This window comes from Massilia aerilata (assembly GCF_042656905.1).
In the GTDB taxonomy this organism is placed as follows: domain Bacteria; phylum Pseudomonadota; class Gammaproteobacteria; order Burkholderiales; family Burkholderiaceae_D; genus Telluria; species Telluria aerilata.
Genome location: NZ_JBHSMZ010000016.1, coordinates 324,294 through 346,537, shown reverse-complemented (window position 1 = coordinate 346,537; position 22,244 = coordinate 324,294). Strand labels below are relative to the sequence as shown.

Here is a 22,244-nt window from a genome sequence, read left to right as displayed (position 1 = left end):
ATGTGGCATGACGCGCGAGCCCTGAACGCAACATCCGGCGCGATCACCGCGCTGGTGGCGCTCGCCTGTATCGCCTCGGGCGTATGGTGGATATCGCAGCGTCCGATGTTCACCCTGCGCGCGGTGCGCGTCGAGAGCATGTACGGCCTGGACCTGCAGCACGTGAACGAACTCACGGTGCGCAACGGCGTACTCGGCAAGATCAAGGGGAATTTCTTCACCACCGACCTGGAGCAGGTGCGCGGCACCTTCGAGGCCGTGCCCTGGGTCCGCAAGGCCAGCGTGCGCCGCGAATGGCCGAACCAGCTGATCGTCCAGGTCGAGGAACACGAAGCGCTCGGCACCTGGGGCGAGGATGGACGCCTGCTGTCGGTCAAGGGCGACAGCTTTACCGCCAACCTGGCCGAGGCCGACGAGGACCATGAGCTGCCTGCTTTCGACGGTCCCGCCGGCAGCGAGAAGGAAGTGCTGGCGCGCTTCGCCGAGCTGCGCGGCCTGTTCGCGCCGATCCGCCTGGTGCCGACTTCGCTCAGCCTGTCGAAGCGCTACGCCTGGACGGTCCGGCTGGACAACGGCATGAGCGTGGAGCTGGGCCGCGAGCGCGACCAGGGCAGGGACAGCATGAAGGCGCGCGTGGAGCGGCTGGTGAGCATCTATCCCCAGCTGGTGGCGCGCCTGCAGGAAGGGCATATCGACACTATCGACATGCGCTATCCGAACGGGCTGGCGTTGTCGTCGTCGGCCTTGAGCATTCCGGCCGACGCCACCAAGCCGGTCAAGGCGGCAAAGAAAAAAGCACCTACCAAAACAACAAAGCACACTTAATCAAGCAGGCGACAAGAAATGACTAAAGACGCAAAGAACCTGATCGTCGGCCTCGACATCGGCACCTCGAAGGTGGTGGCGGTGGTGGCCGAGGTGATGGCCGATGGGCGCCATGAAGTAATTGGACTCGGCCAGCACGAGTCGAAAGGTTTGAAGAAGGGCGTTGTCGTCAACATCGAAGCGACCGTCGAATCGATCCAGCGCGCGCTCGAAGAGGCCGAGCTGATGGCCGACTGCAAGATCCGCAACGTGTATGCGGGCATCGCCGGCAGCCATATCCGTTCGTTCAACTCGAGCGGCATGGTGGCGATCAAGGACAAGGAAGTCACCGCGACCGACGTGGCGCGCGTGATCGAGACCGCGAAGGCGGTCAACATCCCGACCGACCAGCAGCTGCTGCACACGGTGCCGCAGGAATTCATCGTCGATAACCAGGAAGACGTGCGCGAGCCGATCGGCATGAGCGGCATCCGCCTGGAAGTGCGCGTGCACATTGTTACAGGTGCGGTGTCCGCGGTGCAGAATATTGTAAAGTGCGTGCGCCGTTGCGGGCTCGAGGTCTCGGACCTGATCCTGCAGCCGATGGCGTCCGCCGATTCCGTGCTGACCAACGACGAGAAGGAACTCGGCGTGGTCCTGATCGACATCGGCGGCGGCACCACCGACATCGCAGTCTTCTCCGACGGCGCGATCCGCCACACGGCCGTGATCCCGATCGCCGGCGACCAGATCACCAGCGACATCGCGATGGCCCTGCGCACCCCGACCGGCGAAGCGGAAGAGATCAAGATCCGCTACGGCGTGGCCAAGCAGGTGCTGGCCGATCCGGGCGAAACCCTGGAAGTGCCGGGCCTGGGCGACCGCGGTCCGCGCTCGCTGTCGCGCCAGGCGTTGGCCGCCGTGATCGAGCCGCGCGTCGAGGAACTGTTCGCGATGGTGCACCAGGTGGTGCGCGAATCCGGCTACGAGGGCGTGCTCTCGTCGGGCATCGTGCTGACCGGCGGCTCGTCGATCATGCCGGGCATGATCGAGATGGCCGAAGACATCTTTTTGAAACCGGCGCGCCTCGGCACGCCGGAGTATCGCGGCCAGCTGGCCGACGTGGTGCGCAGTCCGCGCTACGCGACCGTTCTCGGCCTTTTGCTGGAAGCGAAGAAGCAGTATTTGCGCGGCCACATCGTCACGCGCCAGGATGGATCGGTGAAAGCGGTGTGGCAGCGCATGAAGGAGTGGTTTTTAGGGAACTTTTAAGAATTTCAGCTACAAGAAGTTACTTTTTTGTTGGTCAACGCACGCAAATATTTTTACAATACAAGCGCGTTTCCAATCTGCAGGTTTGATCGCGATCGATGAGGTCTGCAGCTTGGGAACGGCACATTGAGATTAGGAGTTCATCATGGAGTTCGATATGGTCGATAACGCATCACTGGGTACGGTCATCAAGGTCGTCGGGGTTGGCGGCGCGGGTGGTAACGCTGTCCAGCACATGATCAATAAAGGTGTCGCCGGTGTGCAGTTCATCGCCGCTAATACCGACGCGCAGGCACTGGCCGTGTCGAGCGCGCACAACGTCATCCAGATCGGCGAGTCCGGCCTGGGCGCCGGCATGCGTCCGGAAGTCGGCCGCCAGCTGGCCGAGCAGTCGCGTGCACGCATCGAAGACGCACTGCGCGGCGCGCACATGGTCTTCATCGCTGCCGGCATGGGCGGCGGCACCGGCACCGGCGCCGCGCCGATCGTGGCCGAAGTCGCCAAGAGCCTGGGCGCGCTGACCGTCGCCGTCGTGTCGAAGCCGTTCTCCTACGAAGGCCAGAAGTGCATGGACGTGGCCGAGACCGGCCTGGCCGAGCTGACCAAGCACGTCGACTCCCTGATCGTCATCCTGAACGAAAAGCTGGAAGACATCTACGAAGACGAATCGATGCTGGACTGGATGAAGCATGCCGACGACGTGCTGAACAACGCCGTGGCCGGTATCGCCGAGATCATCAATGTGCCGGGCCACATCAACGTCGACTTCAACGACGTCAAGACCATCATGAGCGAGCAGGGCAAGGCCATGATGGGCACCGCGACCGCTTCGGGCGTGGACCGCGCGCGCATCGCCGCCGAACAGGCCGTGGCGTCGCCGCTGCTGGACGGTATCGACCTGTCGGGCGCCAAGGGCGTGCTGGTGAACGTCACCGCATCGCGCAGCCTGAAGGGTAAGGAAATCAAGGAAGTCATGGCCGCCGTGCGCGCCTTCGCCGCACCGGACGCCGCCATCGCGCAAGGCATCGCCTACGACGACGAGATGGGCGACGAGCTGCGCGTGACCGTGGTCGCGACCGGCCTGGGCAAGAACAAGGCCAACATCTCGCTGGTGCAGCCGCAGCAGATGCTGCATACCGGCACCTACGGTTCGCCGATGATGGCGGGCGCCGCCACCGTCCCCGCGGGCAACGTGCGCATGGGCTCGATCAGCACCGGCGGCGCCGATGCCGGCATGAAGCAGCCGGCCGTGTGGCGCCGCGAGCAGGCCTCCGAGCAGGTCCGCGCGATGCAGAACAACGGCGTCGAGACCTACGACATCCCGGCCTTCCTGCGTAAACAGGCTGACTAAGCTAGAGCACACTCCAGCCGGCTGACCACCGGCGCTCCATGATGCGAAAGCCCGTACTGATCCAAGCAGTACGGGCTTTTTGTTTATCGTGAATCAAACCGGGGTCAGAGCCCGAATTTTGGCAACTGCCTCAGGGATAGTGCCAAATATCGGGGTCTGACCCCGGTTTGCTGCAGATCAGGCATACTTGCGGGTTCTGATTATCACAATATGGAGTTTCTGCTATGACTATCCAGATCGGCGACCGCCTGCCGGAGTCCACCCTGTCCGAGTTCATCGAGACCGAAACCGAAGGCTGCTCGCTCGGCCCGAACACGTTCAATACGGCCGACCTGGTCAAAGGCAAGACCATCGCCATCTTCGGCCTGCCGGGCGCTTACACCCCGACCTGCTCGGCCCAGCACCTGCCGGGCTACATCCAGCTGGCCGACCAGCTGAAGGCCAAGGGCGTCGATGAAATCTGGTGCGTGTCGGTCAACGACGCCTTCGTGATGGGCGCCTGGGGGCGCGACCAGAAAGCCACCGGCATCGTCCGCATGATGGCAGATGGTAACGCCGCCTTCAGCAAGGCCCTGGGCCTGGACGCCGACTTCTCGAAGCACGGCATGGGCACCCGCAGCCAGCGCTACTCGATGCTGGTCGTCGACGGCGTGGTCAAGCAGCTGAACGTGGAAACCGCCGGCTTCGAAGTGTCCTCGGCCGAGAAGCTGCTGGAACAGCTGGGCTAATCTTCCGCAACGCACCCGAACGGCGCCGCGGCGCCGTTTTTTATCGCCATGACCACCAAGACCCTACGCGTAGCCGGCAACCTGCGCAGCATCCGAGCGATGCTTGCCGCGGTGCTGATGTTCTCCATCATGGACACGATCATGAAGCTGCTGTCCGCCGAATTCCCGGCGATGCAGGTGGCGGCGCTGCGTTCGCTCGCTTCGCTGCCGCTGGTCTGCGCGTACGTGGCCTGGCGCGGCGGCTTCGGTTCGATCATGCAGGTCCGCTGGCCGCTGCACCTGCTGCGCGCCGCGATCGGCATCGTCATGCTGGCCCTGTTCGCCTACGGCGTGCGCGGGCTGTCGCTGGCCGAGGCCTATACGATCTTCTTCATCGGCCCGATCCTGATCACCGCGCTGTCGGTGTTCGTGCTGAAGGAGCGCGTGAACCGCGCGCGCTGGCTGGCGATCGCGATCGGCATGGCCGGCGTGCTGGTGGTGCTGCGCCCCAGCGGCGACGGCTTCCTGACCCTGGGCGGGCTGGCGATCCTGGTCGCCGCCGTGTGCTACGCGGTGTCGGCCGTGGCCGGGCGGGTGCTGGCGCGCAGCGACTCCAGCGAGCAGATGGTGTTCTGGCTGATGCTGCTGATGGCCATCGGCGCCACCTTGCTGGCGCTGCCTGACTGGACTCCGGTCCAGGCACGCCACCTGCCGCTGCTGGCAGGCCTTGCGCTCAGCGGTTTCCTGGCCCAGCTGGCGATTACCGAAGCCTTCAACCATGGCGAAGCCTCGGTGGTCGCGCCTTTCGAATACACAGCCCTGGCCTGCGGCATCGCGATCGACTGGGCGCTGTGGCAAACCCTGCCCGACCAGATCACGCTGATCGGCGCCGCCATCATCATCGGCAGCGGCCTGTACCTGATTCGCCACGAAACCTCCCACGCCGAGGCCGAACATCCCTGAAAACGTGGTGTTCCCGCCACCGGCAGCCCGGGGCCCCGGGCGAACAAAATGGGCCTCCTATATAATCGCTTGATGCTCAAACAAAGAACAATCAAACAGCTGGTGCGTACGACAGGTGTCGGCCTGCACTCGGGCACCAAGGTCGAGCTGACCCTGCGCCCGGCTGATACGGACACCGGCATCGTGTTCCGCCGCGTCGATCTCGACCCCGTGGTCGAGTTCCCGTCGAACGCGGAAATCGTCGGCGACACCCGCATGGCGTCGGTCCTCAGCAAGGACAATGCGCGCGTCTCGACCGTCGAGCACCTGATGTCGGCCTGCGCCGGCCTCGGCATCGACAACCTGTACGTCGACGTCACCGCCGAAGAGATCCCGATCATGGACGGCTCGGCCTCGTCCTTCGTGTTCCTGCTGCAGCAGGCCGGCGTGCAGGAGCAGGGCGCCGCCAAGAAATTCATCCGCGTGCTGAAACCGGTCGAAGTGCGCCAGGGCAGCGGCAGCAACGAGAAGTGGGCCCGCCTGACCCCCTTCGACGGCTTCAAGCTCGACTTCTTCATCGAATTCAACCACCCGGCCGTCGACGGCACCATGCAGCGCGCCGAAGTCGACTTCGGCAAGGTCTCCTACGTGCACGACGTCGCGCGCGCCCGCACCTTCGGTTTCATGCAGGACGTCGAAAGCCTGCGCGGCATGGGCCTGGCCAGAGGCGGCTCGCTGGAAAACGCGATCGTGATGGACGAGTACCGCATCCTGAACGCGGACGGCCTGCGCTACGAAGACGAGTTCGTGCGCCACAAGATCCTCGACGCGATCGGCGACCTTTACCTGGTCGGCCACCCGCTGTTGGCCAGCTACGAAGCGCACAAGTCCGGCCACGGGCTGAACAACCTGCTGCTGCGCGAACTGCTGGCGCATCCGGAGGCTTATGAGATCGTTTCATTCGCCGAACAGGCGCGCGCGCCGGAGTCGTATGGGGCGCAGATGGAGCGGGAGTGGGCGCTGACCTAAGCGCTATTTGTTTTTCCGCTTCTCCGCCAGCCGCCTGATCGCCGCAATCAAGGTTGCATTCTGCGGCGAAGCCGGCAGCGCCTCCCCCAGCTCCTCGAACGCCTGCACCGCCGTCGGCGGCAGCTCGAACGAGGACGGCTTCATGATGTCTTCCTTGGCAGGCATGGCGCGTCCCACCTGGATCTTGATCCGCACCGAATCCACCTGCCAGCCCTTTTTCTGCAGCGCCGCCTGCAGCTTGGGCCCCTGCTGCTTGAGCTTGGCCGCGACGGCCGAGGAGGGCACGGCCAGGGTCAGCACGCCTTCCTGGATGGACAGCGTCTCGCAGTTGGCATACATCGGCGGCAGGATCAGGCGCACGTCCTTTTGCAGGCTGGCCATGCGCGTCGCCGCCGGCAGCAGGCTGGCCAGGCGGTCGTTACGGCGTAGAAAGTCGGTCGCCTCGATCGACGTGCGGCGGACCTTGGTGCCGTAGATATGATAGGAAGGCTTCGAAGACTGCATGGGCGGAACATACCACAGCCAGGCCATGCTCATAAAGAAACGTACAGTAAACGTGGTTTCGAGTGCAATTTGATAACATTCTTTGTCCGCTTGCACTTGTGATACGCCCCTTCACCCCCAAGTGTGGCCGGATCGCATGATAAAATCGGTGGCTTTTTGCCATAGGCGGTCTTCGGAGGATATTATTTTGATATCATCCATGGCTTTTTCGCGGCGTACTTTTTAAGAACACAGCATGTCATTCCTGACCAAGATTTTCGGCAGCCGTAACCAGCGTCTGCTCAAGCAATACCAAAAAACCGTGCGCGACATCAACGCGCTCGAGCAGCAGATGGAAAAGCTGTCGGACGCCGAACTCCAGGCAAAAACCCCCGAATTCAAGGAAAGGATCGCCGGCGGCGCCTCGCTCGACGACATCCTGCCCGAAGCCTTTGCGGTCTGCCGCGAAGCCGCCAAGCGCGTGCTCAAAATGCGCCACTTCGACGTGCAGCTGATCGGCGGCATGGTCCTCCACTACGGCAAGATCGCCGAGATGGGCACCGGCGAAGGTAAAACCCTGATGGCGACCCTGCCGGTCTACCTGAACGCGCTGTCCGGCAAGGGCGTGCACGTGGTGACCGTCAACGATTACCTGGCCCAGCGCGATGCCGACCAGATGGGCCGCCTGTACGGCTGGCTCGGCCTCACCACCGGCGTCAACCTGTCGCAGATGGATCACGACAGCAAGCAGCAGGCCTACGGCTCCGACATCACCTACGGCACCAACAACGAATACGGCTTCGACTACCTGCGCGACAACATGGTCTACGACGCGAAGGAACGCGTGCAGCGCGGCCTGAACTTCGCCGTGGTCGACGAGGTGGACTCGATCCTGATCGACGAGGCCCGTACCCCGCTGATCATCTCCGGCCAGGCCGAGAACCACACCGACCTGTACCACAAGATCAACGAATTGCCGCCGATGCTGACCCTGCAGATCGGCGAAGAAACGCCGGACGGCAAGGGCACGGTCGAAGTCCCGGGCGACTACACCAAGGACGAGAAGGCGCACACCGTGCTGCTGACCGAGGCCGGCCACGAGAAGGCCGAAGCCATCCTGACCAAGATGGGCCTGCTGCCGGAAGGCGCCTCGCTGTACGACGCCGCCAACATCACCCTGATCCACCACCTGTACGCCGCCCTGCGCGCGCACGTCCTGTACCACAAGGACCAGCACTACGTGGTGCAGAACAATGAAGTGGTGATCGTCGACGAATTCACCGGCCGCCTGATGACGGGCCGCCGCTGGTCCGACGGCCTGCACCAGGCCGTGGAAGCCAAGGAAGGCGTGCGCATCCAGAACGAGAACCAGACCCTGGCCTCGATCACCTTCCAGAACTACTTCCGCATGTTCACCAAGCTGTCCGGCATGACCGGTACCGCCGACACGGAAGCCTACGAATTCCAAGAGATCTACGGCCTCGAGACCGTGGTCATCCCGCCGAACCGTCCGTCGCAGCGCAAGGACCGCCAGGACCAGGTGTACAAGTCGGCCGAGGAAAAATACGGCGCGATGCTGAACGACATCCGCGACTGCCACGAACGCGGCCAGCCGGTGCTGGTCGGCACCACCTCGATCGAGAACTCGGAACTGCTGTCCGGGATCCTGTCCAAGGCCAACCTGCCGCACAACGTCCTGAACGCGAAGCAGCACGCCCGCGAAGCGGAAATCATCGCGCAGGCCGGCCGTCCGCAGATGATCACCATCGCCACCAACATGGCGGGCCGCGGTACCGACATCGTCCTCGGCGGCATGGTCGAGAAGCAGATCCAGTTCATCGAAGCCGACGAAGCGCTGTCGCCGGAGCAGAAGAACGAACAGGCGCAGAAGCTGCGCGACGAATGGCAATCGCTGCACGACCACGTGGTGGCGCAGGGCGGCCTGCACATCATCGGTACCGAGCGCCACGAATCCCGCCGCGTCGACAACCAGCTGCGCGGCCGTTCGGGCCGCCAGGGCGACCCGGGCTCCTCGCGCTTCTACCTGTCGCTGGACGATCCGCTCCTGCGCATCTTCGCCGGCGACCGCGTGCGCGCGATCATGGACCGCCTGAAGATGCCGGAAGGCGAACCGATCGAGGCCGGCATCGTGAGCCGCTCGATCGAGTCGGCGCAGCGCAAGGTCGAGGCCCGCAACTTCGACATCCGCAAGCAGCTGCTCGAATACGACGACGTCGCCAACGACCAGCGCAAGGTGATCTACACCCAGCGTAACGAACTGCTGGAGTCGGTCGACATCTCCGAGCTGATCGCCTCGCTGCGCACCGGCGTGTTCACCGACGTGGTGCGCACCTACGTGCCGGCCGAGTCGGTCGAAGAGCAGTGGGACATCCCGGCGCTCACGCGCGTGCTGAACGACGAGTGGTCGCTCGAGGTGCCGCTGGCGCAGATGCTGGAGGACGAGCCGAACCTGAACGACGACGACATCCTCGAGCGCGTGCTGGCCGCCGCCGACGAGTCGTACAACAGCAAGGTGGCGATCGTCGGCAAGGACGCCTTCGGCGGCTTCGAGCGCAACGTCATGCTGCAGAATATCGACACCCACTGGCGCGAGCACCTGGCGGCGCTGGACCACCTGCGCCAGGGTATCCACCTGCGCGGCTACGCCCAGAAGAACCCGAAGCAGGAATACAAGCGCGAAGCCTTCGAGCTGTTCGGCGCCATGCTGGACCAGATCAAGAACGAAGTGATCCGCACCGTCATGACGGTCCGCATCCAGACCCGCGAGGAAGTCGAGGCGGCGGAAGCGGCCATGCAGGCGGCCGCCGCGCACCTGGAAAACGTCAACTACCAGCACGCCGATTTCGACCCGACGGCGGCGCCGGAAGACCTGATGGCGCCCCAGGCAGTCACCGCCGGCACCACCGCGGTGAGCGACGACCCGTCCACCACCTACATGGGCATGAAGGTCGGCCGCAACGATCCGTGCCCTTGCGGCAGCGGGAAGAAGTTCAAGGCTTGCCACGGCAAGCTGGCGTAATCTGCCGGTCCGGTAAAAAGAAGGCGCCCCGCGCTGACCTCAACCCCAAAAGTTGGACACCAACTTTTGGGGTTTTTTCATGACGAAATACGATAAGCAGTTCAAGTCATCGGTAGTAGCGCAGTATCTCAGGGGTGATGGCGGTTACCGATCGATCGCTAATAAGCATGGGCTGGGATACGGCATGGTCAGACGATGGGTTCTGGCGTTTCAAGCCCGCGCTGTCAGGCTTCCGAGTCGCGCAGCCTCGCTTCTAGCGCCCGCAAATCGGCTTTTGTCGCGTCGTCCGCAAGCCCCGCCGCTACCTGAGCCCGCTTTGCCGTCACTAGCTCAATAAGCTTAGCCTTTGCCGGTTCATAGACCCCCGCCAGCACGCCGAATGCGAGAAAGCCGTAAGCACGCCGGAACATCTCGCTCGACGGATCGGCGGGGTTCGGATTGTCATGTATCCAGACCAGCAATTCTAAGGCTTTGGCATAATCATGCGCCTCGGCAGCGTCCGCCGATTCCTGCAATGCATCCGCTAATGTTCGCATTGTTTATCCCCCAAGCTGAAAAGCACCCGCTATCTGACGGGTATGAATTGTAGATCGCTAATTACTCCCAAATGTAATTGAAGTTTTCCATCCATGACCAGTCGCCGTTCTCGCAGCTTAGATCAGCCTTTTTGGGCGCAGCTTGCGACGCGGCTTCCCGCGTCACCGTCAATTGCTGCGCGACCACCGGCAGCGCGAGCGCGACCAGGGCGATTGCCCGGCCAAAACCTTGACCATCTTTAACATATTTGCCTCCAAGCTAGTTTAGAGAATTGCTGCGACACGCGCCGCAGCCAACCCATGCTAGGTAAGGCTCACGCAAGCAGTTTGCCGAGCGCCATGCCGCTGCTAGACGCAGAACAACGGCGCTGCCAAATTCTTGAAGGGGTAAAGAAATGAAAGTTTTCGACAAAAGAATTTAGGGCACCTTGTCGAAGTCTTCGACGGTGCGAACCTGAAAGCCGAAATTATCCGCTTCTTCCCGCAGGGCGGCATAGAACGCACGATGCACAACGTTGCGTTTTTAGATTTCTACGAACCTGCGCCCGCGCCCGTGATGGTACGCGGGACTGTCACCGCCGATTTTCTGGCGGGGGAAAGGTCATTGCTCATATGGGCGATGACCCGAAAGACCGCGAAGAATACGCGCCGATCATCGCGCCCGATGGTTCGCAAGTGTGGGGCATTGGCGCGGGGTTGTGGACTTGGGAACGGGTCGAATTCAAGGGGGCGGAATGAACACGAAAGGAAATTCGCAGCAACGCACGCGCAATTGGTCGCGGCGCGCGGCAAGCGCACACAAGTTCAGATTGCAGAAATCCTCGGCGTGTCGCGGGCGACCGTCCAGAACTGGGAAAACGGGCGTTCCCCGATCTCGCGAACCGCATGGCAAGCTGTAAAAAGCATCCCCGCATAACTGGGAATCAAACCACCGAATAAGCTCAGCGGGGCGCCTTTTTTATTGGTGACGTTCACGTGGGCACCCCGTGCCCACGTGCGGTTTACGCCCGTCCGAGACCTTTGCGTAACCAAGCAATCGCCTCATCGCTGATCCCCGAGCCCTTGCGCAGTAGCGGCTCTTCTTCGGTCGCCCGCCGGAAGGCCGCCACCACCTGCGGATCGGTACCGACCATGTCGTGGAACAGCTCCATCCACTGCCGACCCAGCGCCTGCGAGGCCGGCTGAGCGGCATCCGGATCGAGGCGCATCTGTTCGTGCACCTTGCCGACCAGGGCGGGCCATTCCTGGCCGCGGCTGGCATAGTGGCGGTGCATGCGCGCGATCACGTCCGGCGCCAGGTACTTTGCCCAGATGGCGGTTTTGAGTGCGCCGATCACGGTCCTCATATAAGTCAAGACCTCGGAGGGCAGGCTGGGAGCGCCATTTTCGCGCTGCGCCATGAGGTTGATGCGGGCCGCAAGATCGGGGTCGCCGCCGGTGCCGCGTCCGAACGCCTCCAGCCAGCGCTGCCCGAAGGCCTTGGCGGTTTCCGAATCCGGCGCCACCTGCGTGCGGATCAGCTCCTGGGCTTCTTCGACCAGCCCCTTCCATTGCGCCTTGACCGCCTCGTCGTGGTACATCGGAAGGCGCGCCAGTTCATCCTGCGTGAAGTATTTTTCGTACATGCTCATCTGCTCCAGTGAGTCCAGCCAGGTGGACAGGTCCGGCTGGCCGCCGGCCGCCAGCTCGCCGTGCAGGCGCTGCAACTGCTCGCGCACCCGCGCTGCCTCGGCGATCTGGCGGTCGAGCGCGGCCAGCTGCCGCTCGACCACGGCCAGCGGACTGGCCGCCGGGCTGTCCAGGTAAAGGCCGATGTCGGCCAGGCTCATGCCAAACGAACGCAGGGCCTGGATCTGGTGCAGGCGTGCCACGTCGTCGCGGTCGTAGAGCCGGTAGCCGGCATCGGAACGCGCCGAAGGCTGGAGCAGTCCGATGCTGTCGTAATGGTGCAGCGTGCGGACCGTCAGCCCGGCCAGCGCCGCGAGTTCTCCCACTTTCAGCATCGTTCAGCTCCTTTGTTCAGCGTGGGACCAGTCTGGAGCCTGACGTGGCGTGAGGGTCAAGGGGTTTGATGCGGGGCGTGCCGAAAGCGCTTTTCTTCATGCCACAAGGTGACGAACAAAGTCATCACCACCGGCCCGACGAACAAACCGATCAGCCCAAGGGTCTCGACCCCGCCCAGGATACCCAGCAACACCGCCAGGAAAGGCAGCTTTGTCGCATTGCCGATGATGGTCGGGCGCACGAAGTGGTCGGCCACGAACAGAACGACTGCACCCCAGGCGACGATGGCGGCGGCCGCGGCGGCATTGCCCTGGTAGAGCAGAAGGGCAGCCACCGCGCCGAAAGCCAGCGGCGCGCCGAAGGGGATGATGGCCAGCACGCCGTTGGCGGCCGCCCACAGCACCGCCGAGGGCACGCCGGCGAACTGGTAGCCGATGCCCAGCAGGACGCCCTCGGCCAGGCCGACCAGCACCAGGCCGTTGACGGTGGCGCGCACCGCAACCGGCACCTTCAGCGCGTACAGGCTCCAGCGCTCGGCGCCAATCAGGTGGGCGCCCAGGGCATTCGTCTGGCCCTGCAGCGCGTGGCCGTCCTTGTAGAAGAAGAACAGGCAGAGGAAGGCGAAGCCGATGTCGATCAGGCGGTGCAGGGTGCCGCTGCCGACCCGCTTGAGCACCTCGCTGGCCGACTGCATATGACCCACCGAGCTGTCCTGCAGCAGGTGCGCCAGGCCATGCGGCTGGCCCAGCGTGGCCTGCCACCAGTTGTAGATGGCATCGCCGGCCATCGGAATCCGCAGCAGCCATGCCGGCGCCGCCCAGCCTTCGGTGTTGGCGTCGGCGACCAGCTGGGCGAGGGCCGGCGCCTGGTGCGCGGCCTGGCTGATGCCCAGCACCAGCGGCGTGATGAAGACCAGCGCCGCCACGATTGTCACCAGGGCCGCGGCCAGGATCTCGCGGCCGCCGAGCATGCGCAGCGCGCGCAGGTACAAGGGCCAGGTGGCGATGCACAGGATCGCGGCCCACAGCAGCGGCAGCACGAAGCGCTGGGTCACGAACAGGGCGAACAGGATGATCGCCAGCGAAAAGCAGGCGCTCAGGGTGCTGCGTTGGTTCTCGGTCATAAGCTCTCCGTTCAGGGCGCCGTTCAGGGAACAGGATCGGGCTCGCGCGGCCGCCTGCTGCCGGCTTCGCGGACCAGGCTCCAGCTCATCTGCAATTCGATCGGCTTGCCGTCCTGCAGGGCAGGGATGTAGCGGCACTGGCCCAGCGCATCGAGCGCGGCCTGGTCCCAGTCCGCGTAGCCGCTGGCCTGGGCCACGCGCACCTCGTGCACCTTGCCTTCGGCGTCGACGCGGTAGGCGAAGCTGGCGCGCAGCGGCTGGTCCTGGCGCACCACCTCCGCGGGATAGTCGGGCAGGCGGCAGCTGTCCTCGATGCGGCGGGCCTGCAGCGCGCCCGGCGGCAGGTTCGAGCGCTGCACCACGGCCGGCGCCTGGCCGGTCGAGCTGCGGGCCGCCGGCGCGGCCTTCGGCAGCACGATCTCCTTGCCGTTGGCGCTCAGTTTCCCGTTGCGGAATTCGAGGTTCGAGACCAGTACGTCGTGTTCCAGCTTCGCAAAACCGCCGCCGAGCAGCTTGCCGACCACGACATCGGTCATGGTCTGCCCCGCGGCAGGCGGCTGCCCCTGGCGCACGGCGACGATGGCGCTGACGTCGCGCACGATCGCCACCGGCACCCGGATCTCGAAGCGCGCCACGATTTTTTTCACCAGCGCCAGCATGTCGTTCAGGTCGGCCTCGACCGCGCCCGCCAGGCCGATGCGGCCGCGGATGCTGGCCTTGTTGCCATGGAAGCGGGCGCTGATCTCGTCGATCTCGATGCTTGAACCGCGCAGGATGGCGGCCTTGCCGAAGGTCTGCAGCAGCGGCTTCATGGCGGCCATCTGCTGCTCGGGCGTCATCGTCTTCAGCTGCTCGCGCTGGCGCTCGCCGGCGGCCTGCATCGCCACCATCGAAGCGCGGTCGACGTTCACGATGCGCATATCGAAGCGGACGTCCTCGATCTTCTCGCCGGCGGCGGCGATGCTGCCGATGCGCTGCTGGAACTGCATGTCGATCGTCTTCGGGCGCTCCACCGTGCGCCAGTCCATGCGCAGGTCGTTCATCGTGAGGTCCTTGCCGGCATTCGGCGTGGCCGGGGTTTCGCCGTGCACGCGGGCGATGCGCAGCTGGCCGTTGCCGAACCAGAGCTTGTCCGCCGCTTGCCGCTGGCGCCCGGTCAGGGTGATGCCCTCCGCGCTCAGGCGCGTGGTCGGGTCTTCGGCCGCCACCGTGTTCCAGTGGCCCTTGAAGTCGACCGTCTTGCCGGCCCTGTCCATGTCGAAGTCGACCAGCGCTTCGTCCCAGTCCACGCGCGAATTGTCCGCGCCCGTGTAGTGCAGAGGCTGCAGGCGCATGCGGTAGGCCAGGTCTCCCGGCTTGGCGGGCTGCCGGTCAACCGTGATCGGCTTGTCGTTGCCGAACACCGCGCCCAGCTTGGCGGCGGTTTCCGGGCTGTAGCGCAGCGCAGCCAGATTATCCAGTTGGACCGGCAGGGGCAGGCGCGGGTCCTGGTTCATCTGCATTTCACGCACGGCGGACTGCATGGCGTCCGCAACCGGGCCGGGAGCAGGGCGGGCGGCGGATCTGGCGTCGTCCGCGGCGGCGGGAAGCGCCAGCAGCGAAGCCGCCAGCAGCGAAGTGGTAAGCACGGTTTTCACGGGGACGGGTCCGCTCATTGTAATGTTTCTAATTATTAACGAGCCGGCTTAAAAAGTCATTAACTGCCGGGGTGGCGCATCCTGCCTGCCGCTGGCGGTACAATAACGGATTCGTCAATCTTGAGAGAACACCATGGCCGTCAATTCCCCCCTGCCCGTCGCCAGTGAACTGAAGCCCGTGAACGGCATCGACATCGGCTTTGCCGAAGCCGGCATCAAGAAGCCGAACCGCAAGGACGTGCTGCTGATGACACTCGCCGAGGGCGCCACCGTCGCCGGCGTGTTCACCAAGAACCGCTTCTGCGCCGCGCCGGTCCAGGTGAGCAAGGCCAACCTGGCGGCCGTGTCGAACGGCGGCAAGCCGATCCGCGCGCTGGTGGTCAACACCGGCAACGCCAACGCCGCCACCGGCGAGCAGGGCTTGCAAAGTGCGCGCACCACCTGCGAGGAAGTCGCGCGCCTGCTCGGCATCGACGCCCAGCAGGTACTGCCGTTCTCCACCGGCGTGATCCTGGAACAGCTGCCGGTGCAGAAGATCGTCGCCGCGCTGCCGGCCGCCGTCTCGAACCTGAAGCAGGACAACTGGTTCAATGCGGCCGAGGCCATTATGACCACCGACACCCAGCCGAAGGCGGCCTCGCTGACCACCACCATCGGCGGCCATACCGTCACGATGACCGGTATCAGCAAGGGCGCCGGCATGATCAAGCCGAACATGGCGACCATGCTGGGCTACCTGGCCTTCGATGCGAAAGTCGCGCAGCCGGTGATGGACGAACTGGTGCGCCATGCCGCCGACCGTTCCTTCAACTGCATCACCATCGACGGCGATACGTCGACCAACGACTCCTTCATCCTGGTGGCGACGGGCGCCGGTTCCCTGAGCATCGACTCGGTCGACAGCCCGGACTACATCGCCCTGCGCGACGCCGTCACCGGCATCTCGACCCACCTGGCCCAGCAGATCATCCGCGACGGCGAAGGCGCGACCAAGTTCATCACCATCTCGGTGGAGCAGGGCCGCGACATGGAAGAGTGCCGCAAGATCGCGTATTCCATCGCCCACTCGCCGCTGGTGAAGACCGCCTTCTTCGCCTCCGATCCGAACCTGGGCCGCATCCTGGCCGCGATCGGCTATGCCGGCGTGGACGACCTCGACACCGCCAAGCTGGACCTCTACCTGGACGACGTGCTGGTGGCGAAGGCCGGCGGCCGCAATCCGGACTACAAGGAAGAAGACGGCCAGCGCGTGATGAAGAAGGCCGAGATCCTGGTGCGCGTCGAACTCGGACGCGGCGATGCGAACAGCACCGTCTGGACCTGCGACCTGTCGCACGACTACGTCTCGATCAACGCCGACTATCGTTCGTAAGCGGTAATGAACCAGCTCGAGCAGTTCCTGCACCGCGCCGAAAACCTGCTGGCCAGGGTCGAGGCGATGCTGCCGCCGGCCGTGCCGCGCGAGACCGAGTGGGGGCGCAGCTTCGCCTTCCGCTGGCGCAGGCGGCCCGGCGGCGGCGCGAATGGGGGCAAGTACCTGCAGCCGGTGCTGCATTCGTCCATCATCAAGCTGGACGATCTGCAGCACGTCGGACGCCAGAAGGAAGAGATCGAGCGGAACACCCGCCAATTCGTGCAGCGCCGCCCGGCCAACAACGTGCTGCTGACGGGGGCGCGCGGCACCGGCAAATCCTCGCTGATCAAGGCCTGCCTGAACGGCTTCGCCAGCCAGGGCCTGCGCCTGATCGAAGTCGACAAGGCGGACCTGGCCGACCTGCCGGACATCGTCGACCTGGTGGCGGGGCGCCCGGAGCGCTTCGTGATCTTCTGCGACGACCTCAGTTTCGAAGAGGGCGAAGCCGGCTACAAGGCGCTGAAGGTGGCGCTGGACGGCAGCGTGGCGGCGCAGTCGGACAATGTGCTGATCTACGCGACCTCGAACCGGCGCCACCTGATGCCGGAAAAGATGTCGGATAACACCGGCTACAGCCACGGCGACGACGGCGACCTGCACCCCGGCGAGACCGTCGAGGAAAAGATCTCGCTGTCCGAGCGCTTCGGGCTGTGGCTGTCCTTCTATCCGTTCAAGCAGGACGACTACCTCGACATCGTCGCGCACTGGCTGCGCAGCTTCGGCTGCTCGGCGGCGCAGGTCGAGGCGTCGCGCGCGGACGCGCTGCGCTGGGCGCTGGGCCGCGGCTCGCGTTCGGGCCGGGTGGCCTGGCAGTTCGCCAAGGATTACGCGGGCAAGCTGCCCGAAAAAGTAAAGCCGATCGACGTCGCGGTCGGCATCCTGATGCGCGAGAACGGCGACGTGCTGCTGGGCCAGCGCCCCGAAGGCAAGCCTTATGCCGGCTACTGGGAATTCCCGGGCGGGAAAGTGGAGCAGGGCGAGGACATCTTCCACGCCCTGCAGCGCGAATTCGTCGAGGAATTGGGCGTGCAGGTCGTCAGCGCCGAAGCCTGGTGCTGCGTCGAACACGTCTACGAGCATGCGCACGTGCGGCTGTATTTCTATATCAGCCGCGAGTGGACGGGTGAGCCGCAAAGCCTGGAAGGCCAGGCCTTTGCCTGGCAGGGCGGGTATTCGGTGAGTCCGCTGCTGCCGGCGACCATTCCCTTGCTGGAGTGGCTGGATCGGGTGCGCTACCCGGATAGTTAATATAGACATCGATGTCTACATAAGCTATCTTCGCTGGGCCGGACAAGTTTGTCCGAGCCCAGCGAATGGAGCCTACCGTGCATCGTCATGTCATCCTGCTTTCCGCCCTGTTGACCATCTTTTCGGCACGCGCCGAGACCGCACCGGCCGGTGAGCGGGCCGCCATCATCCAAAGCATCGTCAAGGAACTGAACACCTCCTATATCGATCCCGACAAGGCCCGCAAGCTGGACCCGGTCTTGCGCCGCGCCGACTTCGGCAAGGCGGACAGCGACGAGGCTTTTGCCAGGAGCGTCACGGCGATGATGCAGGACGTGACGAAAGACCCGCACCTGCGCTTGCTGTACAGGGCGGAGCCGGCGCCGGCAGGCACCAGGGCCAAGCCGGCGCCGACCCTCGCGCAACGGCAGGCGCGCATGCGTGAAGAGAATTATGGCATCGAACGTGTCGAGCGCCTGCCCGGCAATATCGGCTACCTGAAGACGCGCTTCTTCGCGTCCGCGGCCGAGTCGGGACCCGCCATCGGCGCGGCCATGACGCTGCTGGCCAACACGGATGCCCTCATCATCGACCTGCGCGAGAACGGCGGCGGCGCCACCGATGCGGTGCCTCTGCTGGCGAGTTATTTCTTCGACGAGCCGACCCACATCGCCGACCTTTACCGGCGCGCGGGGGACGTCACCGAGCAGCAGTGGACTTCGCCGGCGGTGCCGGGCAAGCGTTTTGGCGCAGACAATGAGGTCTATATCCTGACCAGCAAGGAGACGTTTTCGGCAGCCGAAGGCCTGGCCTTCGCCCTGAAAAACCTGAAGCGCGCGGTGATCGTCGGTGAAACGACGCGCGGCGGCGCGCATCCTTCGCGCATCAAGACCATCAATGCCCATCTCGCGCTGATGCTGCCGGTCTCAACGGCGCGCGATCCGGTCACGCTCAAGGATTGGGAAGGCGTGGGCGTGGCGCCCGACGTGGCCGTGCCTGCGGCGGAGGCCTTGACCCGGGCCCAGATCCTGATCCTCGACAAACTGCGCGCACGCAAGCAGGAGCCGGAGGTGCAGGCCGACCTCCGCAAGCGCCTCGAGGAACTCGGCTCAGCCTCCTGAAGCGGAACGCTGGATCACTGTCCCGCCCCGCTCCACGACATCGACGGCGGCGCCGGGTTCATCAACACCGGCCCGCACAAATCCCCTTTGCAGCCAAACCCCACGATCTGCCCGCGCTCATTGATCGCCTGCGCATACACGATGTTCCAGCCGCTCGAGGTGTCGATCAGATCGTTCAGGCTGCGCACCCCCTTGCCCGGCTCGTAGAAGAAGCCGCCGCTGCCGGTCAGCACGGCGCCCACCACTTGGCCGCGGTTGTTGATGCCGCGCGCGTCCGAGGCCTGCTCCAGCAGCACCTTCACCTGTCCTTTGTCCCAGAGCGCGGCGCGGTAGTCCTCGAACGAGGCGTCGTTGCGCTCCAGGCGCCCGATTACCTGCCCCCGTTCGTTGATGCGCGAGGCGACGCTGCCGTAGCCGGCGGGCGTGGGCAGCGCCGTCATGGCGCCGTGCTGGTAAAGGAAGGCGCGCGTCTGGCGGTTGCCCAGCGGCGTAAGCGTGTCGACGTAAGAGCTGCCGACGATCTGCTTGCGGTTGTCGATGCCGGCGGCGCTGCTGTTGCGGATCGCCTGGCCGAGCGTGCCGAGGTCCCGCACTTCGCCGTGCCGGTACACGAAGGCCATGTTGTCGCCGTTGCGGGCCGTGTAGGTGCCGACCACGTCACCGGCATTGTCGAAGCCGGAGGCGTAGGCGTCGGTGGCCTGCGGGATCGTCAGCGGCTGGGCGGCGCCGTCGATGAAGACCACGGCGCTGCGCCGGAAGCTGACGGTCGATTGCGAGAAGCCGACCGCCTGGCCGCGCTCGTTGATGCCTTCGACGAAGACATTGTCGTCGCCGGGCAGCGGCTGCAGTTCGGTCAGCTGGCCGTCGCGCCAGCAGAAGGCGCCGGTCGGGCCGGTCCACATGCCGCAAACGGTGCCGCGGTCGTTGATCGCCATCGCCACGCCCGAGCCTTGCCCTGGCGTGAAGGGAACCTGCGCGAGCGCTTGATACGCGTGCTTCGGCGCCGCCTGTGCCCACAGGGGCAGGCTGGCCAGGACTGTCAGTAGAACGCGGGACAAGCATGAGTGAGTTTGCATTGGCCTCTCCAGGTAGTTGCTTAGGGGAAACCAGAATAATCGCAAGGCATAGTGCAGTCTTGATTTCACTCAATGCCGACTCTGTTTAGCCTTTCGCCTGGCGCGCCAGATGTTCGGGGTAGCGGGCGCCGTGCACCGTGATCTTCGATGCCGCCCGGTCGATCTCCGCCAGGTCTTCCGGCGTCAGGGCAAGAGAAACCGCAGCGAGGTTTTCGTCCAGCCGGTTCAGCTTGGTCGTGCCCGGAATCGGCACGATCCACGGTTTTTGGGCCAGCAGCCAGGCCAGCGCCACCTGGGCAGGCGTTGCCCCTTTCTGTTGCGCGACCCGGCCCAGCAGATCGACCAGCGCCTGGTTGGCCTTGCGCGCCTCGGCCGTGAAGCGGGGCAGGCTGTTGCGGAAGTCATTGCTGTCGAACTGCGTGGTCTCGTCCATCTTCCCGGTCAGGAAGCCGCGCCCGAGCGGGCTGAAGGGCACGAAGCCGATGCCGAGTTCTTCCAGCAGCGGCAGGATTTCCTGTTCCGGTTCGCGCGTCCACAGCGAGTATTCGCTCTGCAGCGCGGTGACGGGCTGCACCGCGTGGGCGCGGCGGATCGTGTCGGCGCCGGCTTCGGACAGGCCGAAGTGCTTCACCTTGCCTTCCCTGATCAGTTCGCCGACGGCGCCGGCCACGTCCTCGATCGGCACGTTCGGGTCGACGCGGTGCTGGTAGAGCAGGTCGATGCTGTCCGTTTTGAGGCGCTTGAGCGAGGCTTCGGTGACGGCGCGGATGTGTTCCGGGCGGCTGTCCAGGCCGCTCCAGCGCGCGCCGCCGTTCGGATCGGGGGCGAAGCCGAACTTGGTGGCGATCACGACCTGGTCGCGCAGCGGCGCCAGCGCCTCGCCGACCAGTTCCTCGTTATTGAAAGGGCCGTAGACTTCGGCCGTGTCGAAGAAAGAAACGCCGCGCTCGACGGCGCTGCGCATCAGCGAAATCATCGCCTGCCTGTCCGGCGCCTGGCCGTAGGCGTGGGTCATGCCCATGCAGCCCAGGCCGAGGGCGGAGACTTCGAGGCTGCCTAATCGTCGTTTCTGCATCGCGCGCTCCCGAGAAGGTGAACGGCGACTATAGCAGTCCGCTCACTTCGGCGCTGGCGGCGACGTCAGGTGTGAATCAGCCGGCCGCCCGCGAACGCCCAGTTCTCCCAGGCGGTCTCCTTGAACACCACCATCACGTTTTCCGGATCCAGGCCGGCCGCGCGCAGGCGCTCCATCAGCTCGCCCAGCAGCTTCTTCTTGACCTTCACGCTGCGGCCAACCGACCACAGGATCTCGATCAGCACGAAGTCGTCGGTCCGGGCCCCGGCCACGTCGGGATAGGAAGAATCGAAGCGGAAGTCGTCGGCATCGAGCTCCAGCACGCGCTGGAACTTGTCGGTCTCGGGCACCCCGGTCGAGACCAGGGAGGCGTGCACGGCATCGAGCACCTTGCCCTTGAACTCGGCAGGCTTCGGCTTGCGGACGGTAAGAGTGACGAGCGGCATATCATTCGGCCAGCGGATCGTCCTGGGCATCGGTGGGCGTGGCGCCCGGGATCGTGTACTTTTCCTCGGCCCAGGCGCCAAGGTCGATTTGCTTGCAGCGTTCGGAGCAGAATGGCCGGAACTTGTTCGCGGGCGTCCATTCGACTTTCTTGCCGCAGGTGGGGCAGGCGACGACGGTCATGTCAGATTTCAGAAGTTACAGAGGGTGAGCTCGAATGGTACATCGTCTTCGAGCGGCTTGGGTTTCAGGTCCCCGCCCTGGCTCGTGAAGCGCACCCACAGCATGTATTTGTTGGCGGAGATTTCCGGAATCGCGCCCAGGTTCCCGTCGATCGCCAGGCGCAGCATTTGATACACCTTCCCCTGCAGCATCTGCTGGTAGCTTCCGGCCGCCGCAATCATCTTGACCGGGCCGCCGGAGTCGCGCAGCAGGCGCAGCACCAGCGAAAGGGCGTCGAACAGCGGCGCCAGCGGCGCGAACCAGGCCGAGATGTCCGCATGGCGCTGGTCGGCGGGACGCTGCTGCCAGGCGTAGTAGGAGGGCAGGTCGAATTCGCAGGCGCCGCCCGGCATCACGGTACGGCCGCGGATGCTCATCAGCCATTCGTTGTCACGCACGTTCTGGCCGGTCTTGCCCTGGGCGTTGACGAGGGCGTTGCTCACCAGGTCGAGCTCGGCCAGCACGGCGTCGAGCGCCTCGGCGGCGACGGCGGGATTGCTGCGGTAGCTAAGGAGGCTTTGCTTCTGGCGTTCGAGTTCCTGCAGCAAGTCGGACTTGAGGTCTGCGCGGCCTGCCACTTCCAGCATGTCGAAGATCGTCGCGAGGGCGACGTGGTGCTGCAGAGGATGCTCCTGGTTTACAAAGAACTTGAATTTCTCGTACAGGTCCTCGAGCCGCAACAACGTGCGAATCCGCTCGTTGAATGGGTATTCGTAGACGATCAAAGTGGCATTCCT

General features: G+C 64.7%; 22 protein-coding genes and 1 pseudogene. 13 read left to right on the top strand and 10 right to left on the bottom strand.

Annotation, left to right across the window (positions count from 1 at the left end):
• From ACFPO9_RS20980 to lpxC, 6 genes are all read left to right on the top strand, one after another.
• Positions 1–825 (top strand): cell division protein FtsQ/DivIB, encoded by an 825-nt coding sequence (locus ACFPO9_RS20980; protein WP_379774425.1) that lies wholly within the window; start codon positions 1–3, stop codon positions 823–825.
• 18 nt (positions 826–843) lie between these two features.
• Positions 844–2,076, top strand: coding sequence for a cell division protein FtsA (gene ftsA / locus ACFPO9_RS20975; RefSeq protein WP_052233471.1), 1,233 nt, complete (start codon positions 844–846; stop codon positions 2,074–2,076).
• 145 nt (positions 2,077–2,221) lie between these two features.
• Entirely contained in the window at positions 2,222–3,427 is a 1,206-nt protein-coding gene (gene ftsZ / locus ACFPO9_RS20970) for a cell division protein FtsZ (RefSeq protein ID WP_379774422.1), read from the top strand.
• Positions 3,428–3,651: 224 nt separating this feature from the next.
• Complete coding sequence (locus ACFPO9_RS20965) at positions 3,652–4,155, top strand: peroxiredoxin (protein ID WP_379774420.1); 504 nt, start codon at positions 3,652–3,654, stop codon at positions 4,153–4,155.
• Between the two features lie 48 nt (positions 4,156–4,203).
• A complete protein-coding gene (locus tag ACFPO9_RS20960) occupies positions 4,204–5,097 on the top strand; it encodes a DMT family transporter (RefSeq protein ID WP_379774418.1) in 894 nt (297 codons plus the stop codon).
• 72 nt (positions 5,098–5,169) lie between these two features.
• A complete protein-coding gene (lpxC, locus tag ACFPO9_RS20955) occupies positions 5,170–6,105 on the top strand; it encodes a UDP-3-O-acyl-N-acetylglucosamine deacetylase (RefSeq protein WP_379774415.1) in 936 nt (311 codons plus the stop codon).
• A gap of 3 nt (positions 6,106–6,108) precedes the next feature.
• Here the strand turns inward: lpxC and ACFPO9_RS20950 are convergent, their stop codons facing one another.
• Complete coding sequence (locus ACFPO9_RS20950; protein ID WP_379774413.1) at positions 6,109–6,609, bottom strand: DciA family protein; 501 nt, start codon at positions 6,607–6,609, stop codon at positions 6,109–6,111.
• A 235-nt stretch (positions 6,610–6,844) separates the two neighbouring features.
• On the opposite strand from ACFPO9_RS20950, the gene secA reads away from it, so the two are divergent.
• Together secA and ACFPO9_RS20940 are read left to right on the top strand one after the other, a co-directional pair.
• Entirely contained in the window at positions 6,845–9,628 is a 2,784-nt protein-coding gene (gene secA / locus ACFPO9_RS20945) for a preprotein translocase subunit SecA (protein WP_379774410.1), read from the top strand.
• A gap of 79 nt (positions 9,629–9,707) precedes the next feature.
• On the top strand, positions 9,708–9,965 hold the full coding sequence (locus tag ACFPO9_RS20940) for a transposase (protein ID WP_379774407.1): 258 nt from the start codon (positions 9,708–9,710) through the stop codon (positions 9,963–9,965).
• Here ACFPO9_RS20940 and ACFPO9_RS20935 read toward each other — a convergent pair.
• On the bottom strand, positions 9,853–10,164 hold the full coding sequence (locus ACFPO9_RS20935; protein ID WP_379775065.1) for a hypothetical protein: 312 nt from the start codon (positions 10,162–10,164) through the stop codon (positions 9,853–9,855). The genes ACFPO9_RS20940 and ACFPO9_RS20935 overlap by 113 nt on opposite strands.
• Before the next feature lie 505 nt (positions 10,165–10,669).
• On the opposite strand from ACFPO9_RS20935, the gene ACFPO9_RS20930 reads away from it, so the two are divergent.
• On the top strand, positions 10,670–11,080 hold the full coding sequence (locus tag ACFPO9_RS20930) for a helix-turn-helix domain-containing protein (RefSeq protein ID WP_379774405.1): 411 nt from the start codon (positions 10,670–10,672) through the stop codon (positions 11,078–11,080).
• 85 nt (positions 11,081–11,165) lie between these two features.
• On the opposite strand, the gene ACFPO9_RS20925 is transcribed toward ACFPO9_RS20930, so the two are convergent.
• From ACFPO9_RS20925 to ACFPO9_RS20915, 3 genes are read right to left on the bottom strand one after another with little or no spacing between them, the layout of a single operon-like run.
• Positions 11,166–12,167, bottom strand: a complete 1,002-nt coding sequence (locus ACFPO9_RS20925) for a MerR family transcriptional regulator (protein ID WP_379774402.1) — start codon at positions 12,165–12,167, stop codon at positions 11,166–11,168.
• Positions 12,168–12,223: 56 nt separating this feature from the next.
• Positions 12,224–13,291, bottom strand: coding sequence for an AI-2E family transporter (locus ACFPO9_RS20920; protein ID WP_379774400.1), 1,068 nt, complete (start codon positions 13,289–13,291; stop codon positions 12,224–12,226).
• Between the two features lie 23 nt (positions 13,292–13,314).
• Positions 13,315–14,928, bottom strand: coding sequence for a DUF945 family protein (locus ACFPO9_RS20915; protein ID WP_379774398.1), 1,614 nt, complete (start codon positions 14,926–14,928; stop codon positions 13,315–13,317).
• Positions 14,929–15,061: 133 nt separating this feature from the next.
• On the opposite strand from ACFPO9_RS20915, the gene argJ reads away from it, so the two are divergent.
• From argJ to ACFPO9_RS20895, 4 genes and pseudogenes are all read left to right on the top strand, one after another.
• Positions 15,062–16,300, top strand: coding sequence for a bifunctional glutamate N-acetyltransferase/amino-acid acetyltransferase ArgJ (gene argJ, locus ACFPO9_RS20910; protein ID WP_379774396.1), 1,239 nt, complete (start codon positions 15,062–15,064; stop codon positions 16,298–16,300).
• Positions 16,301–16,306: 6 nt separating this feature from the next.
• Positions 16,307–17,185 (top strand): annotated as a pseudogene (locus ACFPO9_RS20905) (ATP-binding protein); the annotation flags it as partial.
• Positions 17,180–17,590, top strand: a complete 411-nt coding sequence (locus tag ACFPO9_RS20900) for an NUDIX domain-containing protein (protein ID WP_379775053.1) — start codon at positions 17,180–17,182, stop codon at positions 17,588–17,590. The pseudogene ACFPO9_RS20905 and the gene ACFPO9_RS20900, both read left to right, overlap by 6 nt.
• A 77-nt stretch (positions 17,591–17,667) precedes the next feature.
• Complete coding sequence (locus ACFPO9_RS20895) at positions 17,668–18,690, top strand: S41 family peptidase (protein ID WP_379774394.1); 1,023 nt, start codon at positions 17,668–17,670, stop codon at positions 18,688–18,690.
• Positions 18,691–18,704: 14 nt separating this feature from the next.
• On the opposite strand, the gene ACFPO9_RS20890 is transcribed toward ACFPO9_RS20895, so the two are convergent.
• The 5 genes from ACFPO9_RS20890 to zapD form a co-directional block, all read right to left on the bottom strand.
• Complete coding sequence (locus ACFPO9_RS20890; RefSeq protein WP_379774391.1) at positions 18,705–19,748, bottom strand: hypothetical protein; 1,044 nt, start codon at positions 19,746–19,748, stop codon at positions 18,705–18,707.
• Between the two features lie 103 nt (positions 19,749–19,851).
• Positions 19,852–20,841 (bottom strand): aldo/keto reductase, encoded by a 990-nt coding sequence (locus ACFPO9_RS20885; RefSeq protein ID WP_379774389.1) that lies wholly within the window; start codon positions 20,839–20,841, stop codon positions 19,852–19,854.
• Positions 20,842–20,906: 65 nt separating this feature from the next.
• A complete protein-coding gene (locus ACFPO9_RS20880) occupies positions 20,907–21,287 on the bottom strand; it encodes a tautomerase family protein (protein WP_379774386.1) in 381 nt (126 codons plus the stop codon).
• 1 nt (position 21,288) lies between these two features.
• Positions 21,289–21,468: a DNA gyrase inhibitor YacG gene (gene yacG, locus ACFPO9_RS20875; protein ID WP_379774384.1), complete on the bottom strand. Its 180-nt coding sequence runs from the start codon at positions 21,466–21,468 to the stop codon at positions 21,289–21,291.
• 8 nt (positions 21,469–21,476) lie between these two features.
• Entirely contained in the window at positions 21,477–22,232 is a 756-nt protein-coding gene (gene zapD / locus ACFPO9_RS20870) for a cell division protein ZapD (RefSeq protein WP_379774382.1), read from the bottom strand.
• Positions 22,233–22,244: the final 12 nt, after the last annotated feature.